At 73.9% G+C, this 21,373-nt stretch carries 14 protein-coding genes and 2 rRNA genes (1 of these 16 only partly in view); 2 read left to right on the top strand and 14 right to left on the bottom strand.

Annotation, left to right across the window (positions count from 1 at the left end):
• Positions 1–103 precede the first annotated feature (103 nt).
• From murJ to recN, 5 genes are all read right to left on the bottom strand, one after another.
• Positions 104–1,789, bottom strand: a complete 1,686-nt coding sequence (murJ, locus tag FHX32_RS32590) for a lipid II flippase MurJ (RefSeq protein WP_167191750.1) — start codon at positions 1,787–1,789, stop codon at positions 104–106.
• Between the two features lies 1 nt (position 1,790).
• Entirely contained in the window at positions 1,791–2,657 is an 867-nt protein-coding gene (locus FHX32_RS32585; RefSeq protein ID WP_167191748.1) for a hypothetical protein, read from the bottom strand.
• A 91-nt stretch (positions 2,658–2,748) separates the two neighbouring features.
• Complete coding sequence (locus tag FHX32_RS32580) at positions 2,749–3,690, bottom strand: copper transporter (protein WP_167191746.1); 942 nt, start codon at positions 3,688–3,690, stop codon at positions 2,749–2,751.
• A 27-nt stretch (positions 3,691–3,717) separates the two neighbouring features.
• Positions 3,718–4,896 (bottom strand): putative cytokinetic ring protein SteA, encoded by a 1,179-nt coding sequence (steA, locus tag FHX32_RS32575; RefSeq protein WP_167191744.1) that lies wholly within the window; start codon positions 4,894–4,896, stop codon positions 3,718–3,720.
• 119 nt (positions 4,897–5,015) lie between these two features.
• Positions 5,016–6,773 carry a DNA repair protein RecN gene (recN, locus tag FHX32_RS32570; RefSeq protein WP_167191742.1) on the bottom strand — a complete coding sequence of 586 codons (1,758 nt, stop codon included), beginning with the start codon at positions 6,771–6,773 and terminating at the stop codon, positions 5,016–5,018.
• An 80-nt stretch (positions 6,774–6,853) separates the two neighbouring features.
• Here recN and FHX32_RS32565 point away from each other — a divergent pair, with 80 nt between their 5' ends.
• On the top strand, positions 6,854–7,837 hold the full coding sequence (locus tag FHX32_RS32565; protein WP_167191740.1) for a helix-turn-helix domain-containing protein: 984 nt from the start codon (positions 6,854–6,856) through the stop codon (positions 7,835–7,837).
• Positions 7,838–8,052: 215 nt separating this feature from the next.
• On the opposite strand, the gene FHX32_RS32560 is transcribed toward FHX32_RS32565, so the two are convergent.
• From FHX32_RS32560 to FHX32_RS32540, 5 genes are all read right to left on the bottom strand, one after another.
• A complete protein-coding gene (locus tag FHX32_RS32560; protein WP_167191738.1) occupies positions 8,053–11,784 on the bottom strand; it encodes a S8 family peptidase in 3,732 nt (1,243 codons plus the stop codon).
• A 270-nt stretch (positions 11,785–12,054) separates the two neighbouring features.
• On the bottom strand, positions 12,055–12,939 hold the full coding sequence (locus tag FHX32_RS32555; protein ID WP_088994705.1) for an NAD kinase: 885 nt from the start codon (positions 12,937–12,939) through the stop codon (positions 12,055–12,057).
• Positions 12,940–13,003: 64 nt separating this feature from the next.
• Positions 13,004–13,861 (bottom strand): TlyA family RNA methyltransferase, encoded by an 858-nt coding sequence (locus FHX32_RS32550; protein ID WP_167191736.1) that lies wholly within the window; start codon positions 13,859–13,861, stop codon positions 13,004–13,006.
• A gap of 19 nt (positions 13,862–13,880) precedes the next feature.
• Positions 13,881–14,126, bottom strand: coding sequence for a hypothetical protein (locus FHX32_RS35570; protein WP_167192231.1), 246 nt, complete (start codon positions 14,124–14,126; stop codon positions 13,881–13,883).
• A gap of 28 nt (positions 14,127–14,154) precedes the next feature.
• Positions 14,155–14,736, bottom strand: a complete 582-nt coding sequence (locus tag FHX32_RS32540) for a hypothetical protein (protein WP_167191734.1) — start codon at positions 14,734–14,736, stop codon at positions 14,155–14,157.
• 111 nt (positions 14,737–14,847) lie between these two features.
• Here FHX32_RS32540 and FHX32_RS32535 point away from each other — a divergent pair, with 111 nt between their 5' ends.
• A complete protein-coding gene (locus FHX32_RS32535; RefSeq protein ID WP_088994709.1) occupies positions 14,848–15,186 on the top strand; it encodes an SCP2 sterol-binding domain-containing protein in 339 nt (112 codons plus the stop codon).
• A gap of 41 nt (positions 15,187–15,227) precedes the next feature.
• On the opposite strand, the gene FHX32_RS32530 is transcribed toward FHX32_RS32535, so the two are convergent.
• The 4 genes from FHX32_RS32530 to FHX32_RS32515 all read right to left on the bottom strand — a co-directional run.
• Positions 15,228–16,241: an HAD-IIA family hydrolase gene (locus tag FHX32_RS32530; RefSeq protein WP_167191732.1), complete on the bottom strand. Its 1,014-nt coding sequence runs from the start codon at positions 16,239–16,241 to the stop codon at positions 15,228–15,230.
• Positions 16,238–17,353, bottom strand: a complete 1,116-nt coding sequence (locus FHX32_RS35565; RefSeq protein ID WP_486481473.1) for a Replicase polyprotein 1ab — start codon at positions 17,351–17,353, stop codon at positions 16,238–16,240. The genes FHX32_RS32530 and FHX32_RS35565 overlap by 4 nt, the downstream gene beginning before the upstream one ends.
• 1,530 nt (positions 17,354–18,883) lie before the next feature.
• Positions 18,884–19,000, bottom strand: a 5S ribosomal RNA gene (gene rrf / locus FHX32_RS32520).
• An 83-nt stretch (positions 19,001–19,083) separates the two neighbouring features.
• Positions 19,084–21,373: ribosomal RNA gene (locus FHX32_RS32515) — 23S ribosomal RNA — on the bottom strand (it continues 822 nt past the right edge of the window).

Raw genomic sequence — 21,373 nt, 5'->3', positions numbered from 1 at the left:
CTCGGCGACCGCCGACCGCCGGTCACCCGTCCCGCGCCGTACCGGATTCATCCGGCACGACTCCCGTCGCCGGCCGTGCGGCCCGCGGGCGCACGCCACGCGCTCACCGGGACACCGTCTCCTTCCCGTCCCCCCGTTCCGGGGGCACGCCGTCGGGTCGCGCCCCGCCGGCCCGCCGCCCCCGGCCGAGCCGCCGCAGCACCCCCGCGAGCAGCGGCTGCACGTCCCGCCGGTCCACCAGCCGGGCCACGGCGAGGAACACCACGCCGACCAGGACTCCGGACAGCATGCCCTGCACGAGTGCCGCGAGTGTCGTCGGGGTCCCGTCCCCGGTCGCCGCGAGCCAGTGTGCCGCAGCCGCGCCGGCCGCCGCGGCCAGCACGCCGGCGAGCAGCCCGGCGCCACCCGCCCGGGCCGCTCCGGCGAGCGCGGCGACCCCGGCCGAGCGGCGCACCGCCACCAGCAGCAGCCCACCGAGCAGCAGCATCCCGACCGAATTGGCCAGGGCGACGGCCGGCACCCGGTCGCGCAGCGGCAGCAGCGCGCCGAGGGACAGCGCCGCCGCTGGCACCACCAGGAAGCCGACGGCGATCGCGCCGGTCGCCGCCCGGGTCTCGCCCCGGGCGTACAGCGCGCGGCTGAGCAGGGCGAACAGCCCGTAGCCGAGCAGTCCGGGGGCGAACCCGGCGACCGCCCCGGCGGCGGTGGACGCCGCCGGGCCGTCGAAGAAGAAGTGCCCGACCGGCACGGCGGTGCCGACCAGCGCCGCGGCGCCGAGGAAGCTGAACAGCAGCACCCCGCGCACCGCCGGCGCCAGCGTGGCGCGGTAGCCGTCCTCGTCGCCGGCCGCCCGGGCCGCCACCAGGGTGGGGTACGCGGCGACGGCCAGCGGCACCGCCAGCACCGCCCACGGCAGCAGGTAGACGGCCTGCGCCAGGTTGTAGACGCCCGGGTTGGCGGCCGCGCCGTAGGTGACCTGGTTGAGGCTGACGATCAGCGCGACCTGCTGGGCGGTGACCGTCACCGCCCCGGCCACCGCCAGCCCGCCCACCCGGGCGCGGGCCTCGGCGGGAAACCCGAACCCGAACCGCGGCGCGAGTCGCAGCCGGCGGACCGGGACCAGCAGGGACAGCGAGAGCACCACCACACCCGCCGTGGTGCCGGCCGCCAGGAACAGCTCCCCGCCCCGGCTCACGTCGGTGACCGTGGCCAGCCGCCCCTCGGCCGCGGTGAAGCCGAGGTAGACCACGATCACGGTGAGGCTGGACAGCAGCGGCGCGATCACCGGCCAGGCGAACCGGCGGTGCGCCTGGAGCACGCCGGTGAGCACGATCCCCACCCCGTAGAGCGGCAGTTGCGGGGCGAAGACCCGCAGCATCCGCTCGCCGCTGTGCTGCTGGGCCGCGCTAAGGCCCTCGCCGAGCGCCCCGACCAGCGGCCCGGCGAACAGCACCACCAACAGCGCCAGCGGCACGAGCAGGACCAGCGTCCAGCAGAGCAGGGCGCCGGTGGTACGGGCCACGCTCGCCCGGTCCCCCGCCGCCACCGGCCCGGCCAGCAGCGGCACGACCAGACTGGCCAGGGCCCCGCCGGCGACGATCTCGAAGATGAAGTTCGGCACCTGGTTGGCGACGACGTACGTGCCGCCGAGGTCGGTGGGGGCCAGCGTCCAGGTGAAGACGGCGGTACGGCCGAAGCCGGCGAGCCGGCTGAGCACGGTGAGGACGGCGATGAGCGCGGCCGCTCCGGCGACACGGCCGGTGCCGGCGAGGGGTGCCGGTGTGGTCACGTCAGTCGGCGCGACGGCCCAGCGCGTCGAGTTCGCGCAGCCCGGGGGTGCGCTGGATGACCTGGGTGAAGCTCACCTTCTCGCTGGCCGCGGTGAGGCCGGCGAGCGCGGCGAGCACGGCGGCCCGGCCGACCGGGCCGGTGCGGGCGGCCAGCGCGACGCCGAGCAACGCGCCGAGCGCGTTCGCGCCACTGTCGCCGACCATCACCCGCTCGCCGAGGTCGTCGGGGAGCAGGCCGGCGGCGGCGCCGACCGCGCCCGCGGCGATCCCGCCGTGCGGGCCGCCGGCCAGCGGCGCGCCGAGCAGCACACCGGACTTCAGCGCCCGCCCGGGGCGCAGGTCGAGCAGGTTGAGCAGGTTGGCGGTGCCGGCCACCACCCCCGCGCCGAGCAGCACGTCCACGCCGCGACCGAACGCGCGCTGACGCTGCCGGCGGGGATGCGCGGCGACCCGGGGATCGGCGGCGAGCAGGGCGGCGGCGCCCAGCCCGGCCGCGCCCACCCCGACGATCTTGATCAGGCCGGCGGTGACCCGCCCCTCGCGCAGCGCGGCCAGGTGCCCGGCGAAGCCCTTTGCGGTCTTCTGCTCCGGCCGCGCCCCGACCACGTCGTCGTAGAGCCCGACCGCGCCCGCCCCGACGCCGGCGACCAGCGCGGCGGCCCCCGAGGCGGCGCTGGTGGCGCCGAACGCGCCCGCCCCCGCCGCACCCACGGCCAGGGCCGGCCCGGCGGCCAGGCTGACCGAGCGGCCACGGAAGTTCGTCCGGTCCAGCGCCGGCCCGACCGGGGCGCTACGCACCTCGCGCAGCGCGTACCGGGCGGCGGCCGCACCGGCCCCGGCGATCAGCAGTCGACCCAGCACGCTCAAGCTGCTCCCCCGCTCCGCTCGGCGGCGGCCGGCGCGCCGCCACGGCCCGGTTCCACGGCCGGCAGGCCGGACACCCGGGTACGTCCTTCGCTCACTGGGGCAGTCTAGGCAGCAGCGAGGCGGCGTTGTCGCCGACGCCGTACTGTCCGGCCTTCTTCTCGTTGAGCTGCTGCACCAGCGCCAGGGTGGTGACCAGCTGACCCTGGATGGTGTTGGCGTTGTCGACGGTGGAGATGGTCTGGGTCAGCACCGGGTCACCGCGCACGATGGCCACCAGGTTGCCGCCGGCCGAGCCGGTGCCGCCGACCACGATCGAGCCGGTGCGGTCGAACTGCTCGGCGACCTTGACCACCGACTCGTCCTTCTTGGCCGAGTCCTTGTCGACGTACGGCTGCCCGCTGACCACCACCACGGCCTCGGCCGACCCGGTCACCCGGTCCTCGGTGGTCAGGTAGCCGGCGTTGCTGTACGCGGCCAGCACCGCCCGCCGGTCGGCCTCGCTGACCGGGGCCGCCCCCGGCGAGCGGTCGAGCAGCACGCTGGCCAGCAGGGCGCTGGAGGTCTCCACGCCGTGCCCGTTGCCCGGCAGGCCGGAGGTCGGCGCGCTGGTGGGGCGGGCCGCGGTCACCGCCAGCTCCAGCAGGTTGTTGTTGTTGTCCGGGTTGATGAACTTGTCCTGCAGGTCGACCCGGCCGGTGACGTCGGCACCGGCGAGCTGCAGCATCTTCACCACGCCCTCGGTGTGCTCGCGACCGGTGGGCAGGCTGAGCACCAGCACCCGCTTGCCGGTGAGCCGGCCGGGCAGGACGACCTGGGCGATCTCGGCCGCGAAGTCCTCCTCCATCTCCAGCTCCCGCTCCAGGTTGTTGACCGTCTGGCGCATCTGCTGGTTGTCCTTGCGCAGCGCGTTGACGTTCTCCTTGAGCGAGTCGGCCACCGGGCCGTTGAGGGCGGCCGTGCCGACCACCAGGCCGATCGCCAACGCCAGGAACACCGCGGTCAGGGATACCACGTGGTAGCGGAAATTGATCACGCTTGCAGCCTCTTGATCGTCGGGGAGCTAGAAGAGCTGGCCGAGCTGGAACACGAAATTGTCCCACCACTCGGAGACCACGCCCAAATACGCCTTGCCGACGGTGGAGACCGCCACGGCGGAGGCCATCGCGGCGACCGCCGAGAGGACCAGCAGCAGCAGCGAGGAGCCGGAGATGCTCTGCCGGTAGAGCCGGCTGACGCCCTTGGCGTCGACCAGCTTGCCGCCGACCTTCAGCCGGGTGAGGAACGTCGAGGCCATCCCGCCGCGGCCCTTGTCGAGGAACTCCACCAGGGTGGCGTGGGTGCCGACCGCGACCAGCAGCGAGGCGCCCTTCTCGTCGGCCAGCAGCATGGCGAGGTCCTCGCTGGTCGCGGCGGCCGGGAAGGTCACCGCCGGGACGCCCAGCCCGGTGACCCGGGCCAGCCCGGGCGCCCGGCCGTCGGGGTAGGCGTGCACGATCACCTCGGCGCCGCAGCGCAGCACGTCGTCGGTGACCGAGTCCATGTCGCCGATGATCATGTCGGGGGTGTAGCCGGCCTCGACCAGGGCGTCCGCGCCGCCGTCCACGCCGATCAGCACCGGCTTGAACTCCCGGATGTAGGGGCGCAGCACGTCCAGGTCGGCCTTGTAGTCGTAGCCGCGGACCACGATCAGGCAGTGCCGGCCCTGGATCTGGGTCTGGATCTCGGGCACGCCGACGCCGTCGAGGAGCAGATCGCGCTCCTGCCTGAGGTAGTCCATGGTGTTGGCGGCGAACGCCTCCAACTGCACCGAGAGGCCCTCCCGGGCATCGGCCATCGCCTTGGCCACCGTCTCGGCGTCCTGCAGGGCGCCGTGCGCCACCGGCTCGTCGCCGACGTACACGGTATTGCCCTCGATCCGGACGACGTCGCCCTCGCGGATCTGCTCGAAGATGCTCTCGCCCAGGTCGTCCAGGAGCGGGATGCCCGCGCCGATCAGCACCTCCGGGCCGAGGTTCGGGTAGCGACCGGAGACCGACGGCTTGGCGTTGAGCACCGCGGCGACGCCGACGGCGACCAGCGAGTCGGCGGCGACCCGGTCCAGGTCGACATGGTCGATGACCGCGATGTCGCCGGGACGCAGCCGCCCGACCAGCCGCTTCGTACGGCGGTCGAGCCGGGCGGTGCCGACGATCCGGCCCGGTTCCGTGGTCCGGGTCCGGCGCAACGTGGGTAGACGCATCGTGACCATCCTGGCATGTGAGGCAGGGTTTGCTGTCGCGACATGCCTGAGCAGGGCCGCCTACCCAGGGAAGCACACCGGGACGCGCCCCGGTGTGCCTGTGGTCACAATCGGCGGGGTCACAGCCGCCTTTCCCGGGCCGCCACCGCCAGCAACTCCTCGGCGTGGGCGATACCCAGATCCGAGTCCGGCAAACCGGCGAGCATCCGGGCCAGCTCCCGGGCCCGCTCGGTGTCCTCCACGACGCGCACCCCGCTGGTGGTGACCGCGCCGCCGGTGTCCTTCGCCACCACCAGGTGCCGGTCGGCGAACGCGGCCACCTGCGGCAGGTGGGTGACCACCAGCACCTGGTGGCTGCGGGCCAGCCGGGCCAGCCGGCGGCCGATCTCCACCGCGGCCTGGCCGCCGACCCCGGCGTCGACCTCGTCGAAGACCAGCGTGGGTGGACCGCCGGAGCCGGCGAAGACCACCTCGATGGCGAGCATCACCCGGGACAGCTCACCGCCGGAGGCGCCGCGCTGCAGCGGCAGCGCCGGCGCGCCCGGGTGGGCCAGCAGGCGCAGCTCGACCTCGTCGCCGCCGTCCGGGCCGACGCCGACCTCGACCCCGTTGACCGGCAACGCCGGCTCGGCCCGCCCGGCCGGCCGGGGCAGCACCGCCACCTCGATCCGGGCGTGCGGCATGGCCAGCCCGGCCAGCTCGACGGTGACCTGCTCGGCGAACCGGGCGGCCGCCTCGCGGCGCGACGTCGACACCCGGCCGGCCAGGTCGGCCACCTCGCCGGCCAGCCGCTGGGCCTCCCGGTCCAGCTCGTCGAGGAATTCGTCGGAGGTGTCCAGGTCGGACAGCCGGGTGCGGGCCCGCTCGGCCCAGGCGATCACCCCGGCCACGTCGTCGGCGTACTTGCGGGTCAGCCCGCGCAGCGCCGCCCGGCGCTCGTAGACGGCCTGCAACCGGGCCGGGTCGGCGTCGAGCGTGGCCAGGTAGGCGGAGAGTTCGGCGGAGACGTCGGCGACCAGGGTGGCCGCCTCCTCCAGCCGCGCCGCCAGCTCGCCCAACGCCGGGTCGGTGCCGGCCTGCGCCTCCAGGGTGCGCCGCGCCGTGCCGAGCAGGGCCGTCGCGTCGGGCGTGTCGTCGGCGGCCTCCACCCCGCCGGCGACGCACTGCTGGGCCAGCCCGGCCGCGGCGCGCAGCCCCTCGGCGTGCTCCAGCCGCTGCGCCTCGGCCTTCAGCTCGTCGTCCTCACCGGGCTGCGGGTCGACCCGGGTGATCTCGTCCAGGCCCAGCCGCAGCAGGTCGGCCTCCTGGTTGCGCTCGCGGGCGTTGCGCCGCCGGTCGGCCAGGTCGTCGACCACGCGCCGCCAGCCGGTGTACGCCTCGCGCAGCGCGTCGAGCAGCTTCTCGTGCTCCGGGCCGGCGAACCGGTCGAGCGCCGCCCGCTGCTCGGCCGGGCGCAGCAGCCGCAGCTGGTCGGACTGGCCGTGCACGGCCACCACCTGCTCGCCGACCTCGCCGAGCATGGACACCGGCATGCTGCGGCCGCCCAGGTGCGCCCGGGACCGGCCCTCGACGGTCACCGTGCGGCTGAGCAGCACCGCGCCGTCCTCGTCGGGCTCGCCACCCGCGTCGGTGATCCGGGCGTGCACCGTCTCGGCGACCCGGCCGGCCAGCCGCAGCCGCCCCTCCACCACGGCGCGGCCCGGCGCGGCCCGCACCCGCCCGGCGTCGGCCCGGCCACCGAAGAGCAGGCCGAGGCCGGTCACCACCATGGTCTTGCCCGCACCGGTCTCGCCGGTGATGACGTTCATCCCGCCGGTCAACGGCAGCGTGGTGTCCTCGATGACGCCCAGTCCGGTGATGCGCAGCTCTTCCAGCACAGCACCCGACAGTAGACGCGGCCCCCGACAGTTGACCAGCCGGCGAGGCCGTGGGTCGCGGCGTCGTACAGTTCAGCTCCGTGTTGGACGTGATCGGCCTGACCTCGGACGAGGAGGAGCTGTACCGCTGCCTCGTCCAGCTCACCGTGGCCCGGGTCGACGAGCTGGCCCGGCGGCTGCGCCGCCCGCGCGCCGAGGTCGTCGCCCAACTGGCCGCCCTGCGCGGCAAGGGGCTGGTGCTGCCGACCGGACCCGACCCGGACGGGCCGCTGCGGCCGCTGGCGCCCGACGTCGCGCTCGGCGAGGCGCTGCTGCGCCGGCAGGAGGCGCTGGAGGCGGCCCGGGTGGCGGTCACCCGGCTGACCGAGGAGTACCGCGCCGGCCTGCGTCGGCACGACGCCGACCACCTGGTCGAGGTGATCACCGGCGCCGGGGTGCTCCGGGAGCGGCTGCGCGACCTGCAGAACTCGGCGCGCGACGAGGTGCTGTGGTTCTGCCGGGCCAACCCGCTGGCGATGCCCGGCGCGGAGAACGTCGAGGAGTTCGACGCGCTGGCCCGTGGGGTGCGCTACCGGGCCATCTACGAGCGGGAGATGCTCCTGGAACCGGGCGCGCTGGCCGACGTGGAGCAGGGGGTCCGGGCCGGCGAGCAGGCCCGGGTGCTGGACCGGTTGCCGGTCCGGCTGGCCATCGTGGACGCCCGGACGGCGATCTGCCCGCTGGTGCCCGACCGGGACGGCGGCGAGCCGACCGCCGCGGTGATCGGCAGCAGTCAACTGCTCGACGCGCTGATCGCCCTCTTCGAGAGCCACTGGCGGGTGGCGATCCCGCTGCGGTCGGCCACCGCGCCCGCCGGTGACGACGCCGACGGGTACCAGCCGGACGCCGACGAGGTGCGGCTGCTCTCGCTCTTCGTGGCCGGGGTGCCGGACAAGTCCATCGCCTCCCAGCTCGGGGTGAGCCGGCGTACCGTGCAGCGCCGGCTGGCCGACCTGATGACGGCCGCCGGGGTGGACACCCGCCCGGGGTTGGCCTACCAGGCCGCCCGGCGCGGCTGGCTCTGACCGCCCGGCACCGGCCTCCCCGCGCCGCGCATGATCTCGGCGGCGATGACCGGCTCCGCGGCCGGCCGCGCCGCCGCCGGCCCCGCCACCCGAAGGCGGTGCCGGCGGCGACTGGCCGCGGCCCGGTCCGGCTGCCGACCATCGCCTGGTGGCAGCCGGACGGGCCGGCGGTGCGTCCGCGCGGGTGAGGGGGCCGGCCCCGCGCGGACGCCGGTTCAGCGCAGCCCGTACGCGTCGATCACGGTCTGGTCGACGACGTTGCCGGCGCGGTCGGCGGCGTGCACCCGCAGCGACACCGCTCCCGTGCCGGCCGGCACCAGCGCCGTGTAGCGGGTGCCCGAGCCGCGCACCGGCACCGACCGCCAGGTCGCGCCGGAGTCGAAGGACACCTCCACCCGCAGGCTGGTGCCCTTCGGCGCCGGTACGCCGGCCGGCTGGCGCAGCGTCAGGCCGAGCCGGTGCTCGTGCCGGCCGGACACCTCGCCGCGCAGGTCGGCCGGCACCTGGTAGTCCACCTGGAGCAGCGGCAACGGCCGCGCCTCGTCGCCGGCCGGCCGGGCCGAGCCGAACCGCCAGCTCGTCTCGGTCCGGGTGGCCCAGCGCCACTCCTCCGACGCGCGGCGGGTGGTCAGGTCCAGCCGGTAGCGGGCGGCCTGCGGGGTGGTGGCCACCGGCGCCCAGCCGCCGCTGAGGTCGGCGATCTGCTGCCCGTCCCGGCTGAGCCGGGCCTCCACCACGTCCTGCTCCTCGCTGGCCCCGGCGGTGCCGTAGTGCCCGTCGGCGTCGACGAACTCGGCGACCCGCAGGTCCAGGGTGTCCCCGGTGCGTCGCGGCACCGGGGCGCCGGCGGCGGCCGGCACGGCCGGCCGGACCACCGGGGCGTGCCAGGTCTCGGTGTCCCGGTCGGTGCCGGTGTACCGGCGGGGCTGCTGGGTCAGCCCGCCGAGCAGGCGACCCCAGCTCGACCAGGTGAGCCGGTGCATCACCCGGTGCTGCCACCACGAGTCGCCGGCGCTCACCCACTCCTGGCGGGTGCTGCCGCTGCGCGCGATCCGCTGGTCGTCGTTCCAGGAGTACTCCTGCCAGGGGCGCCAGCCGAACCGCTGCTCCTTGGTCCAGTCCAGCCCGCCGGTGTCGGCGTAGTGCGTGGTCACCTCGGCGGTGTTCGCCGCGGTCACCTTGTGCACGATCCGCTCCGGCACCCGGCCCTTCGACACCTGGAACACGTCGTACAGGTAGGGGCTGTCCACGGTCAGCGTCAGGTCCAGGGTCGCGCCCCCGGTGCGGGCCGCCGCGATCATCCGCTGGCCGTCGTCGTACGCGACCACCATGGCCGGGACGGGCAACCGATCACCGACCGGGTTCCAGACCGTCCACGCGCTCCAGTCCGCCGGGCGGACGATGAGCACCACCGCCACGCCGGCCGCGGCGGCCGCGGCGACCTGCTCCTCCTCCGAGCGCTCCGGGTCGGCGGTGAGCAGCGCGGCGGCTCCCCGCGCCCGGGCCAGGTCGGCCGGGCTGCCGGTGCCGGCCCAGACCAGCGGCAGCTTCCGCCGGCCGGTGGGGGCCGGGGACTGGTGCAGCAGGTTGATGTCCAGCGGGCCGGCCACCTTGCTGACCGTGGCCTCCACCATCGGCTTCACCAACTGCCAGCGGGAGGAGAACTCGAACTCGCCGCGGCTGACCGGGCGGGTCGGGGTCACGTTCACCTGCTGGATGGTGCTGAACGTCATCACGCCGTGGTCGACCTGCCGGCCGTTGCCGAAGACACGGTGCTCGTAGAAGCTGATCGTCGCGCGCTGCTCCGCCGGCTTCGGCGTCTCGATCCGCACCGGCGTGCCCTTGCGCGGGTCGAGCAGCACGGTGAGGTCCCGGTCGATCGTCAGCTCCGGGTCGGTGACCAGGGTGATCTGCTCGTCCAGCGGGGCGCCGTGCTCGATCAGCGCCTGAAGCAGGTACGGCCCCTCCTCGACCTGCACCTGCACGTCCCCGCCGAAGGTGAAGAGCAGCCGGTCCGACTCGGGGTGCTCGCCGAAGAGGGTGATGACCGGCGCCGGGCCGGGCTGCCCGGTGATGCCGAGCGCGCGGAGGGTCACGGTGTGCTGCGGGCCGCTGAGAGTGAACCCGACGGCGGTCCGTACCGTCACGCCGTCCGCGCCGGTCGCCACCAGCCAGCCGCCGTGCGGGCCGCGGTCCAGCTTGGCCGGATCGGCCCGCAGCGGCACGGCGACCCTGCCGCCGGCCGGCACGGTCACCTCGGTGGCGCCGACGGACACGCCGTCGGCCTCGGCCGCGCCGCTGTCCAGGTTGCGCAGCTCCAGCGCCAGCCGCAGGGTCTGCGCCGCAGCGGTGCCGTTGGTGTACGTGACGGTCCGCTCGGCGGTCGCCTCGCCGGTCAGCCGGCCGAAGTCGGCGGTGGCCGAGCCGTACACCCGCTGGCCGAGCGCCCGGGGCACGTCGACCCGGCCGCCGCCCTGTTCGTAGACGGTCAGCTCGGGGTTGCTCTTCGCGGTGCTGACCAGCGCGTCCTTGAGCTGCCCGGCAGTCCAGTCCGGATGCTCCTGGGCGAGGATGGCGGCCGCGCCGGCCACGTGCGGCGTGGCCATCGAGGTGCCGGACGCGCCCGTGTACGCCTCCCCCACCGGCGTGCCCATGCCGGTGCCGGCGGCCCGGGCGGCGACGATGCCGACGCCCGGCGCGGTGATCTCCGGCTTCAGGCCGCTGTCACCGAGCCGAGGGCCCCGGCTGGAGAAGTCGGCCAGCTGGTCGGCGCGGTCCACCGCGCCGACGGTGAGCGCCGCGGTCGCCGCGCCCGGGGCGCCGACCGTGCGGGCCGCGCCCTCGTTGCCGGCGGCGACCACGAAGAGCGCCCCGGTCTGCGCGGTCAGGTCGTTGAGCGCCTGGCTCATCGGGTCGGTGCCGTCGGTGGGGCCACCGCCGAGGCTCATGTTGACCACCTTCGCGCCGGAGTGGACGGCCCACTCCATGCCCGCGATGATCGCCGACTCGTAGCCGCTGCCGCCGTCGTCGAGCACCTTGCCCACGAGCAGCCGCGCGCCGGGCGCCACGCCCTTGCGCAGCCCGTCCGAGGCCGCGCCGCTGCCGGCGATGGTGGCCGCCACGTGGGTGCCGTGGCCGTGCCCGTCGCGGGCGCTTCCGGTGCCGGAGAAGTCCTGACTCTCGGCGATCCGGCCGGCCAGGTCCGGGTGGTCGGCGTCGGCGCCGGTGTCGAGCACCGCGACCCGCACGCCGGCGCCGTCCCGGCCGGCCGCCCAGGCCCCCGGCGCGCCGATCTGCGGCACGCTGTGCTCCAGCGCCGGACGGACCCGTCCGTCCAGCCACACCTGGGCGATGCCGGCGCCGAGCCGGGCCGGGCCCGCTGCGGCGGTACGACCGGCCGGCGCGTTCCGCAGCGCGGTCCACAGGCCGCCGAGGTCGCCCTTGCCGACCCGCAGGGCGGCGCCGTTGATGCTCTCCAGCGGCCGCGCGTCGGTCGCCCCGGCCAGCGTGCGGACCCGACCGGCGGCCGGCTCCTGGTAGCGCACGATCAGCGGCAGCGCGCCCTGGTCGGCGTCGCCGTAGCCGTCCGCGGCCAGCTCCTGCACGTCGAACAGGTCCGGGTCGAGCACCCCGGCGGTGAGGTACGGCACGACGTCGCTGGGCAGCACCCGCACTCCGCCGTCGACCTCGATGGTCTGGAAGGTGACCCGGTCGCGGCCGGGGCCGGGGTGGACGGTGGCGGCCACCCGGCCGGGTGCGGCCGAGGTCAGTTCGACCTGGTCACCGGTGATCAGGGTGATCCGGACGGGCGCGGCGCCACCCGGGGCGGGTGTGCCCGGGGTCGGGCCGGTGGGTCGGGCGGGCGGGGCGGCGGACGCCGGGGCGGCGAGTCCGACCACCAGCGCGCCGACCGCGCCGGCGGCGAGCCAGCGTGGGGGCCAGTGCATGGATGAGCTCCTCTACTCCAGGGCCGGCACCGGTGGGGACCGACCGATCGGAGTCTGCGACGGAGATCATCGTGTGGTCACTAGCGACGGTTGCCGCACCGGCGACATGTCGCCAGGTGGACACGCGCGCGAGGCCGGGCGTCGGCCCGGCGTTCACCGGTGGGCCGACGCGAGTCGGGCCGTTTCCGACGGCCGGTGCCGCCGGTCGAGGGCACTGTCGGCAGGCCGGCGCCGGTCGAGCCGGGCTGCCGGGGGCCGGACGGCCGGGGGTCAGCGGCGGGAGCCGCGCCAGCCGTGCACGGGCAGCCCGAACTTGGCCACCAGCCGGTCGGTGAAGGGGCGGGCGCGCAGCCGGACGATGCGGACCGGCAGCGCCCCGCGCCGCACCGTCACCCGGGCACCGGGCGGCAGGTCGTAGACCCGCCGCCCGTCGCAGCTGAGCACCGCCAGGGTGGTGAACGGGTCGACGGTGATCGCGAAGGTGGAGGTGGGCGCGGTGACCAGCGGGCGGCTGAACAGCGCGTGCGCGCTGATCGGCACCAGCAGCAGCGCCTCCACCTCCGGCCAGACCACCGGCCCGCCGCCGGAGAACGCGTACGCGGTGGAGCCGGTGGGCGTCGCGCAGACCACCCCGTCGCAGCCGTAGCGGGACAGCGGCCGGCCGTCCACGTCGACGAGGAGTTCGAGCATCTGGGCCCGCTCGCCCTTCTCGACGCTGATCTCGTTGAGTGCCCAGGACTCGATCGTCGGGCCGCCGTCGAACTCGGCGGTGACGTCCAGGGTGAGCCGTTCGTCCACCGTGTAGTTGCGGCCGACCACGTCGCGTACCGCGCTGTCCAGGTCGTCGATCTCAGCCTCGGCGAGGAAGCCGACCTTGCCGAGGTTGATGCCGAGCAGCGGCACCTTCGCCGGCCGGGCCAGCTCGGCGGCGCGCAGGAAGGTGCCGTCCCCGCCCAGGGCGAAGACGATCTCGGCGCCCTCGGCGGCCTTCGGGCCGGTCACCGGGATCACGCCGGGCAGGTCGAGGTCGTCGGCCTCCTCGGCGACCACCCGCACCTCGAAGCCGGCCGCGATCAGGTCGGCCGCCACCGCCCGGGCGTGCTCGGTGCTGCGCCGGCGGCCGGTGTGCGTCACCAGCAGGGCGGTCCGGCTCACCGGACCGTCCGTTCCGAGCCGGGCGCGGACCGGCCCCGCGCGTCCCCGCCGTTCGCGACCGCGCTCACCCGGCCACCTCCTCCGTCGCCGCGTCCGGCACGTCGCCGGACGCCGCCGGACCGCCCGGCCCGGCCGCCACCACGGCCCGCACCCGCTCCGGGTCGGCCGGTGGTGCGTCCCGGCGTAACCATACGAAGAACTCGACGTTGCCGCTCGGCCCGGGCAGCGGGCTGGCGGCCACGTCGGCGAGGCCCAGCCCGAGCTGCGCGGCGGCGGTCGCCACGGCCAGCACCGCCTCGGCCCGCAGCGCAGGGTCGCGGACCACCCCGCCCGCGCCGACCCGCTCCTTGCCCACCTCGAACTGCGGCTTCACCATCAGCGCCAGGTCGCCGTCGGCGCCGGTGCAGCCGGCCAGCGCCGGCAGCACCAGGCGCAGCGAGATGAACGACAGGTCGGCCACGGTCAGCTCGACCGGCCCGCCGATGGCCTCCGGGGTGAGCGTACGGACGTTGGTGCGTTCGAAGACGCGCACCCGGGCGTCGTTGCGCAGCGGCCAGGCGAGCTGGCCGTACCCGACGTCGACGGCGACCACCTCGGCCGCGCCGGCGCGCAGCAGCACGTCGGTGAAGCCGCCGGTGGAGGCGCCGGCGTCCAGGCAGCGACGGCCGGCCACCCGCAGCCCGGGGCCGAACGCGGCCAGCGCGCCGGCCAGCTTGTGGCCGCCCCGGGAGACGTACTCCGAGCTGGGGTCGTCGCCGGTGACCAGCAGCGGGTCGGCCGGGTCGACCATCGCGGCGGCCTTGCGGGCCGGCACTCCGCGCAACTGCACCCGGCCGGCCTCCACCAGCGCGGCGGCCTGCTCGCGGGAGCGGGCCAGACCGCGGCGGACGAGCTCGGCGTCCAGCCGGTTACGACGTGCCATGGGTGGTTCTCCGGTCTCCTCAGGCCTGGTCGATGGTGGCGAGGGTCTCCCGCAGCGTCTCGTAGGCCGCCTCGTACTGTGCGATCTGGTCCGCCGGTGGCAGGCCCGCCGCGTTGATCATCGCCTGGACGGCGGCGTCGACCGCGGGATGACGTACCTCGCCGGTGTCGTCGATCACCGCCGGGCGCGGCGGTCCGGGGCGGGCGCCCGGCGGCGGCCCGGGGCGGGCGCCGGGGGGAGGGCCGGGACGCGCCGGGCCGGTCACCGCGGGCCCCGGCGGGTCGGCACCGGCCTCACTCGGCACCGCCCGGCTGCCGCTTACGCGGCGGCGCCTTCTTCACCGGCCGGGCCGGCTCGGCCTGGGCCGGGGTGATGGTGGCCGGCGGCTTCTTGACCACGGCCTTCTTCGCGACCGCCTTCTTCGCCACGGCCTTCTTGGCCACCGCCTTCTTCGCGACGGCCTTGGCCGGCGCGGCCGGTTGCGCCGCGCCCGGAGCCGGCACGCCGGACGCCTCGGCGCCGGGGGCCGACACGCCCTGGGGGGGCGCCTGCGGCACGGGGCCGGACGGGCCGCCCTTGGCCTCGCGCAGCCGGCGCTCCAGCTCGCGCACCCGGCGGGTCAGCTCGGCGACCTCGTCGGCGGTGGCCAGGCCCACCGCGCCGAGCGCGCGGTCGACCTCGAAGCGGACCAGCTTGGTCAGCGCCTCCCGGTTGGCGGCGCCGGTGGAGAGCAGTTCCTCGGCGAGACCCTGGAGTTGGGCGGCGGTGGCCCCGCCGGAGCCGACGAGCCGGCGGACGGCGTCCTGGGCCTTCTTCCGGGGCGCCTCCGTCAGGCCCATGGCCAGCTCGAGGTAGGCGCGCCACGCGTCCTGCATGCCTGAGTCCTTCCGCGGGGTGGAGGTGTGTAGGTGTCACGCTACCGGCCCGGCGGGGCACCCCGTGCGGTACGGTGCCGGGTACGGCGTGGCTAGCGGTGAGGGGGCGATGTGGCCAGCGTGGACGAGTGCCGACAGGCGTTGCAGGACCTGGCCGACCGGCTGGACCGCAACGCGGAGACGGTGCGGGAACGGGTCGACCTGGACCGCACGCTGGCCTGCCGGATCACCGACCTGGACACTGCCTTCCACGGGCGGATCGCCGACGGCCGGCTGGTCGAGATGACCGACGGCGACGACCCGAAGGCCAAGATCGCGCTGAGCACCAGCAGCGACGATCTGGTCGCCCTGGTCCGCGGCGAGCTGGACGTGACCCGCGCGGTGGCGTCCCGCCGAGTGTCGATCAAGGCGAGCCCGTTCGACCTGATGAAGCTGCGCAAGCTGCTCTGACACTCGGCCGCAGCGCTGCGCGGCCCCGGGCGTACGTGCCCTCAGCCGGGCAGGCCGAACTCGGCCAGGGCCCGGCCCGCCTCCGCCGACGCGGCACGCACCGGCGCCGGCCGCGGCGCGGACCAGGCGGCCGCGCAGAGCGCCGCCAGCGCATCCAGCGTCCGGCCCCCGCCGGACAGCTCCAGCGCCCCGTCGCGGTCCGCCACCGACCAACCGGCGGTGTCCGCCGGGGCGGGCACCCGCACCACGGCCGCCGGGTCGAAGAGCCCCGCCAGGTCCATCGAGACGTACGTGGGCCGGCGCTCGGCCGGGGCCGCCAGCAGCTCGGCCACGTCGCTGACCCCGGTGAGCACCAGCAGGCTGTCCAGCCCGGCCCGTCGGGCCCCCTCGATGTCGGTGTCCAGCCGGTCGCCCACCACCAGGGTCCGGCCCTGGCCGGCGCGGCGGGCCGCGGTGCTGAACAGCGCCGGCTCCGGCTTGCCGACCACCACGTCCGGGTCCCGGTCGAGCGCGGTCCGCAGCGCGGCGACCAGCGCCCCGTTGCCCGGTAGCGGGCCCCGCCCGCTGGGCAGGGTCCGGTCGGTGTTGGTGGCGATCCAGGCGGCACCGCCCCGGACGGCCACGGCCGCCTCGGCCAGATCCACCCACCCGACCTGCGGGCCGTACCCCTGCACGACCGCGACCGGGTCCTCCCCGGCCGTGGCGACCGGGGTCAGGCCGGCCGCGCGCAGCTCCGCGCGCAGCGCCTCGGCACCGACCACCAGCACCGGGCTGCCGGCCGCAAACCGGTCCCGCAGCACTTCGGCGGCGGCCGCCGCCGAGGTCAGGACCTCGTCCGCGCGGGCCGGCACGCCCATGCCGGTGAGCAGGTCGGCCACCTCGCTGGACCGGCGCGAGGCATTGTTGGTGGCGTACGCCACCAACCGCCCCTCCCCGTGCAGCCGGGTGACCGCCTCGACCGCGCCGGGGATCGGCCGGTCGATCAGGTAGATCACCCCGTCCAGGTCGAAGACGACGAGCGCGTACCCGTCGACCAGCCGCTCCCCGTCGATCACCGCCGGTCCGACTCCGGCTCGTCCGCCGGGGTCGCACCGGTCGGGGTGGCCGTAGCCGGTCCGGCGCCGGGCTCCTCGCCGGCCGCCCGGAACGTCGCGGTGACCTCGCCGGCCGGCGCGTCGCCGGCGCTGGCCACCGACTGCGCCTCGACCTCGGTCAGCTCGTCGTCGGCCAGGTCGTCCGTCGGCACCTCGGCGGCCTGCGGTTCGTCCCGCCACTCGGCGGCATCGACGTCCCACCGGCCGCCGGCCGCGTCACCCTGGTCCGGGCCGGCCTCCGCGTCGCGCCGGTCCGGGCCGGCCCCGTCGGCCGCCTCACTCTGGTCCGGACCCGTCGCGTCGGCCGCCTCACGCTGGTTTGGGCCGGTCTCCGCGTCGCGCTCGCGCGGTGCGGTGACGTCGGCGTCGCCGGTGAGGTCCGCGTCCGGCCGGGCCGGCACGGCACCGGGCGTGCCCGGGCCGGCGGCGATCTCCTCCGCCGACTCCTCGTCCTCGTCGTCGCCCTCGATCAGCACGCCGTCGAGCTCGAGCAGCCGCTCCGCGGCGTCGGTCTCGCCCTCGGTGTCCACGTCGGCGGCCCGGGAGAACCACTCGCGGGCCTCCTCGCGTCGCCCGACCGCCAGCAGCGCGTCCGCGTACGCGTACCGCAGCCGGGCCGCCCACGGCTCGGTCGCCTCGCTGGTCAGCTCGCGGACCTGGAGCATCGCCACCGCGGCGTCCTTCTGGCCCAGGTCGCCCCGGGCCCCGGCGGCCACGATCAGCAGCTCGATGGCGGTGGCCTGGTCAAGCTTCTCCCGGTCCGCGCCACGGAACAGGTCGATCGCCCGCTCTGGCCGGCTCAGGGCCCGCTCGCAGTCCGCGAGCACCGCCAGGTGGCTCTGCAGTCCGGTCATCCGGTGGTACGTGCGCAGCTCCGCGATCGCAGTCTGCCACTCGCCCGCGTGGTACGCGGCCAGGCCCACCGCCTCGCGGACGGCGGCGATGCGGGACGCCAGCCGACGGGCGGCCAGCGCGTGCGCGAGCGCCTCGGCCGGGTCCTCGTCGATCAGCTGACCGGTGGCGACCAGATGGCGCGCGACCGTCTCCGCGACCGGCTTCGCCAGCGAGAGCAGCTCGGCGCGGACGTCCTTGTCGAGGTCGGTCGCGACGATCTCGTCGGGCAGCGCGGGGCCGCGCTCGGCCGCACCGGCCTCGGGACGCTCCCGCCGCTCGTCGCGGCGATCCCCGCCCCGGTACCCGCCGTCGCGGTCCCCACGGAAGCCGCCTTCACGGCGGTCGCCACCGCGGAAGCCCTCACGCGGCGCACCACCCTCACGACGGTCGCCACCGCGGAAGCCCTCACGCGGCGCACCACCCTCACGACGGTCGCCACCGCGGAAGCCGCCCTCACGGCGGTCGCCACCGCGGAAGCTCTCACGCGGCGCACCACCCTCACGGCGCTCGCCGCCGCGGAAGCCCTCACGGTCACCGCCACGGAAGCCACCCTCACGGCGCTCGCCGCCACGGAAGCCACCCTCACGGCGCTCGCCGCCACGGAAACCGCCCTCACGACGGTCACCACCACGGAAGCCCTCACGGTCACCGCCACGGGAACCGCCCTCACGGCGCTCGCCGCCACGGAAACCGCCCTCACGACGGTCACCACCACGGAAGCCCTCACGGTCACCGCCACGGAAGCCACCCTCACGGCGCTCGCCGCCACGGAAGCCACCCTCACGGCGCTCGCCGCCACGGAAACCGCCCTCACGACGGTCACCACCACGGAAGCCCTCACGGTCACCGCCACGGAAGCCACCCTCACGGCGCTCACCGCCACGGAAACCGCCCTCACGACGGTCACCACCACGGAAGCCCTCACGGTCACCGCCACGGAAACCACCCTCGCGACGGTCGCCACCGCGGAACCCGCCATCGCGGTCACCGCCACGGAAACCGCCCTCACGGCGCTCACCACCACGGAAGCCCTCACGGTCACCGCCACGGGAACCGCCCTCACGGCGCTCGCCGCCACGGGAACCGCCCTCACGACGGTCACCACCGCGGAACCCGCCATCGCGGTCACCGCCACGGAAACCACCCTCGCGACGGTCGCCATCGCGGTCACCGCCACGGAAACCGCCCTCACGGCGCTCGCCACCGCGGAAGCCCTCACGGTCACCACCGCGGAAACCACCCTCACGGCGCTCACCACCGCGGAAGCCCTCACGGTCACCACCGCGGAAACCGCCCTCACGGCGCTCGCCACCGCGGAAGCCCTCACGGTCACCACCGCGGAAACCACCCTCACGGCGCTCACCACCGCGGAAGCCCTCACGGTCACCGCCACGGAAACCACCCTCACGGCGCTGGCCACCGCGGAACCCGCCATCGCGGTCGCCGGCGTCCCGCCGGTAGCCGCCCGGCCGGAAGTCGCCATCCCGCGGCCCGCCGCGGAAGCCGCCCTCGCGGCGGTCGCCGCCGCGCTGGCCGCCGCGGTCGTCACGGGGGCGACTGTCGCGCCCACCCTGCCGGTCGTCGTAGCGGCGCGGACGGTCTCCGCCCTGGGGTCCTGAACTCACGGGTACATCCTTCCTGATTGCGCCACCTACGGCGCGACGCAGTCGAGGGCCGACCCGGATGGGGCGGCCCTCGACTGGAAGATTGTCCGGCGGTGTCCTACTCTCCCACACCCTCGCGAGTGCAGTACCATCGGCGCTGGAGGGCTTAGCTTCCGGGTTCGGAATGTGACCGGGCGTTTCCCCTCCGCCATGACCGCCGTAACTCTATCAACATATCAAACAACACCACACAGTGGTCTGTTGTTCGTTTGCTGTGAGTTGCACAGTGGACGCGTAGCAGCTTGGTAGTCAAGTCCTCGGCCTATTAGTACCGGTCAACTGAACCCGTTACCGGGCTTACATTTCCGGCCTATCAACCCAGTCGTCTAGCTGGGGGCCTTACCCACCCAAGGGGTGGTGGGATACCTCATCTTGAAGCGAGCTTCCCGCTTAGATGCTTTCAGCGGTTATCCCTTCCGAACGTAGCTAACCAGCCGTGCCCCTGGCGGGACAACTGGCACACCAGAGGTTCGTCCGTCCCGGTCCTCTCGTACTAGGGACAGCCCTTCTCAAGTATCCTACGCGCACGGCGGATAGGGACCGAACTGTCTCACGACGTTCTAAACCCAGCTCGCGTACCGCTTTAATGGGCGAACAGCCCAACCCTTGGGACCTGCTACAGCCCCAGGATGCGACGAGCCGACATCGAGGTGCCAAACCATCCCGTCGATATGGACTCTTGGGGAAGATCAGCCTGTTATCCCCGGGGTACCTTTTATCCGTTGAGCGACACCGCTTCCACACGCAAGTGCCGGATCACTAGTCCCGACTTTCGTCCCTGCTCGACCTGTCAGTCTCACAGTCAAGCTCCCTTGTGTACTTGCACTCAACACCTGATTGCCAACCAGGCTGAGGGAACCTTTGGGCGCCTCCGTTACCTTTTAGGAGGCAACCGCCCCAGTTAAACTACCCACCAGACACTGTCCCTGAACCGGATCACGGTCCGAAGTTAGATACCCAAATCAACCAGAGTGGTATTTCAAGATTGCCTCCACCCATACTGGCGTATGGACTTCACCGGCTCCCACCTATCCTACACAAGCTAATTCGGATACCAATGTCAAGCTATAGTAAAGGTCCCGGGGTCTTTCCGTCCTGCCGCGCGTAACGAGCATCTTTACTCGTAATGCAATTTCGCCGGGCCTGTGGTTGAGACAGTGGGGAAGTCGTTACGCCATTCGTGCAGGTCGGAACTTACCCGACAAGGAATTTCGCTACCTTAGGATGGTTATAGTTACCACCGCCGTTTACTGGCGCTTAAGTTCTCCGCTTCGCCCCGAAGAGCTAACAGGTCCCCTTAACGTTCCAGCACCGGGCAGGCGTCAGTCCATATACATCGAATTACTTCTTCGCATGGACCTGTGTTTTTAGTAAACAGTCGCTTCCCCCTGCTCTCTGCGGCCATACAACGCTCCACCCGCGCGGGGCTTCACGTCTCCGGCCCCCCTTCTCCCTAAGTTACGGGGGCAATTTGCCGAGTTCCTTAACCACAGTTCGCCCGATCGCCTCGGTATTCTCTACCTGACCACCTGTGTCGGTTTGGGGTACGGGCCGCTCAGAACTCGCTAGAGGCTTTTCTCGGCAGCATAGGATCACTGACTTCACCTGAATCGGCTCGGCATCACGTCTCAGCCTACATGTGCTGCGGATTTGCCTACAGCACGGCCTACACGCTTACCCCGGCACAACCACCGGCCGGGATCAGCTACCTTCCTGCGTCACCCCATCGCTTGACTACTACCCGCCAGGTTCCCACGCTCCCCCAGTTCGGTCCGAAGACCTCCCCAGGCTCGGGTGGTTAGCACAACGAGGTTCATCAGGGTCGCTCTTTCGCGGGTACGGGAATATCAACCCGTTGTCCATCGACTACGCCTCTCGGCCTCGCCTTAGGTCCCGACTCACCCAGGGCGGATTAGCCTGGCCCTGGAACCCTTGGTCATCCGGCGGAAGGGTTTCTCACCCTTCTTTCGCTACTCATGCCTGCATTCTCACTCGTGCCGCGTCCACAACTCGATCACTCGGCTGCTTCACCCCCGGCACGACGCTCCCCTACCCACCCACACACCTGCACGAAGCTCCGAAGAACTTCGCGAAGTCATTGTGTGAGTGCCACAGCTTCGGCGGTGTACTTGAGCCCCGCTACATTGTCGGCGCGGAACCACTTGACCAGTGAGCTATTACGCACTCTTTAAAGGGTGGCTGCTTCTAAGCCAACCTCCTGGTTGTCTATGCGACCCCACATCCTTTTCCACTTAGCACACGCTTAGGGGCCTTAGCTGGTGATCTGGGCTGTTTCCCTCTCGACTACGAAGCTTATCCCCCGCAGTCTCACTGCCGCGCTCTCACTTACCGGCATTCGGAGTTTGGCTGATTTCGGTAAGCTTGTGGGCCCCCTAGACCATCCAGTGCTCTACCTCCGGCAAGAAACACGCGACGCTGCACCTAAATGCATTTCGGGGAGAACCAGCTATCACGGAGTTTGATTGGCCTTTCACCCCTAACCACAGGTCATCCCCCAACTTTTCAACGTTGGTG

It is taken from the genome of Micromonospora sp. CNZ280, assembly GCF_011759515.1.
Note: the sequence above shows the minus strand (reverse complement) of the source record. Positions and strands in the feature narration are given on the sequence as shown.

What these genes read in the sequence shown, in the direction of transcription:
- FHX32_RS32560 (WP_167191738.1), bottom strand. Translation starts at nt 11,784, where the DNA reads ATGCACTGGCCCCCACGCTGGCTCGCCGCCGGCGCGGTCGGCGCGCTG.
- steA (WP_167191744.1), bottom strand. Translation starts at nt 4,896, where the DNA reads ATGCGTCTACCCACGTTGCGCCGGACCCGGACCACGGAACCGGGCCGG.
- FHX32_RS32550 (WP_167191736.1), bottom strand. Translation starts at nt 13,861, where the DNA reads ATGGCACGTCGTAACCGGCTGGACGCCGAGCTCGTCCGCCGCGGTCTG.
- FHX32_RS32540 (WP_167191734.1), bottom strand. Translation starts at nt 14,736, where the DNA reads ATGCAGGACGCGTGGCGCGCCTACCTCGAGCTGGCCATGGGCCTGACG.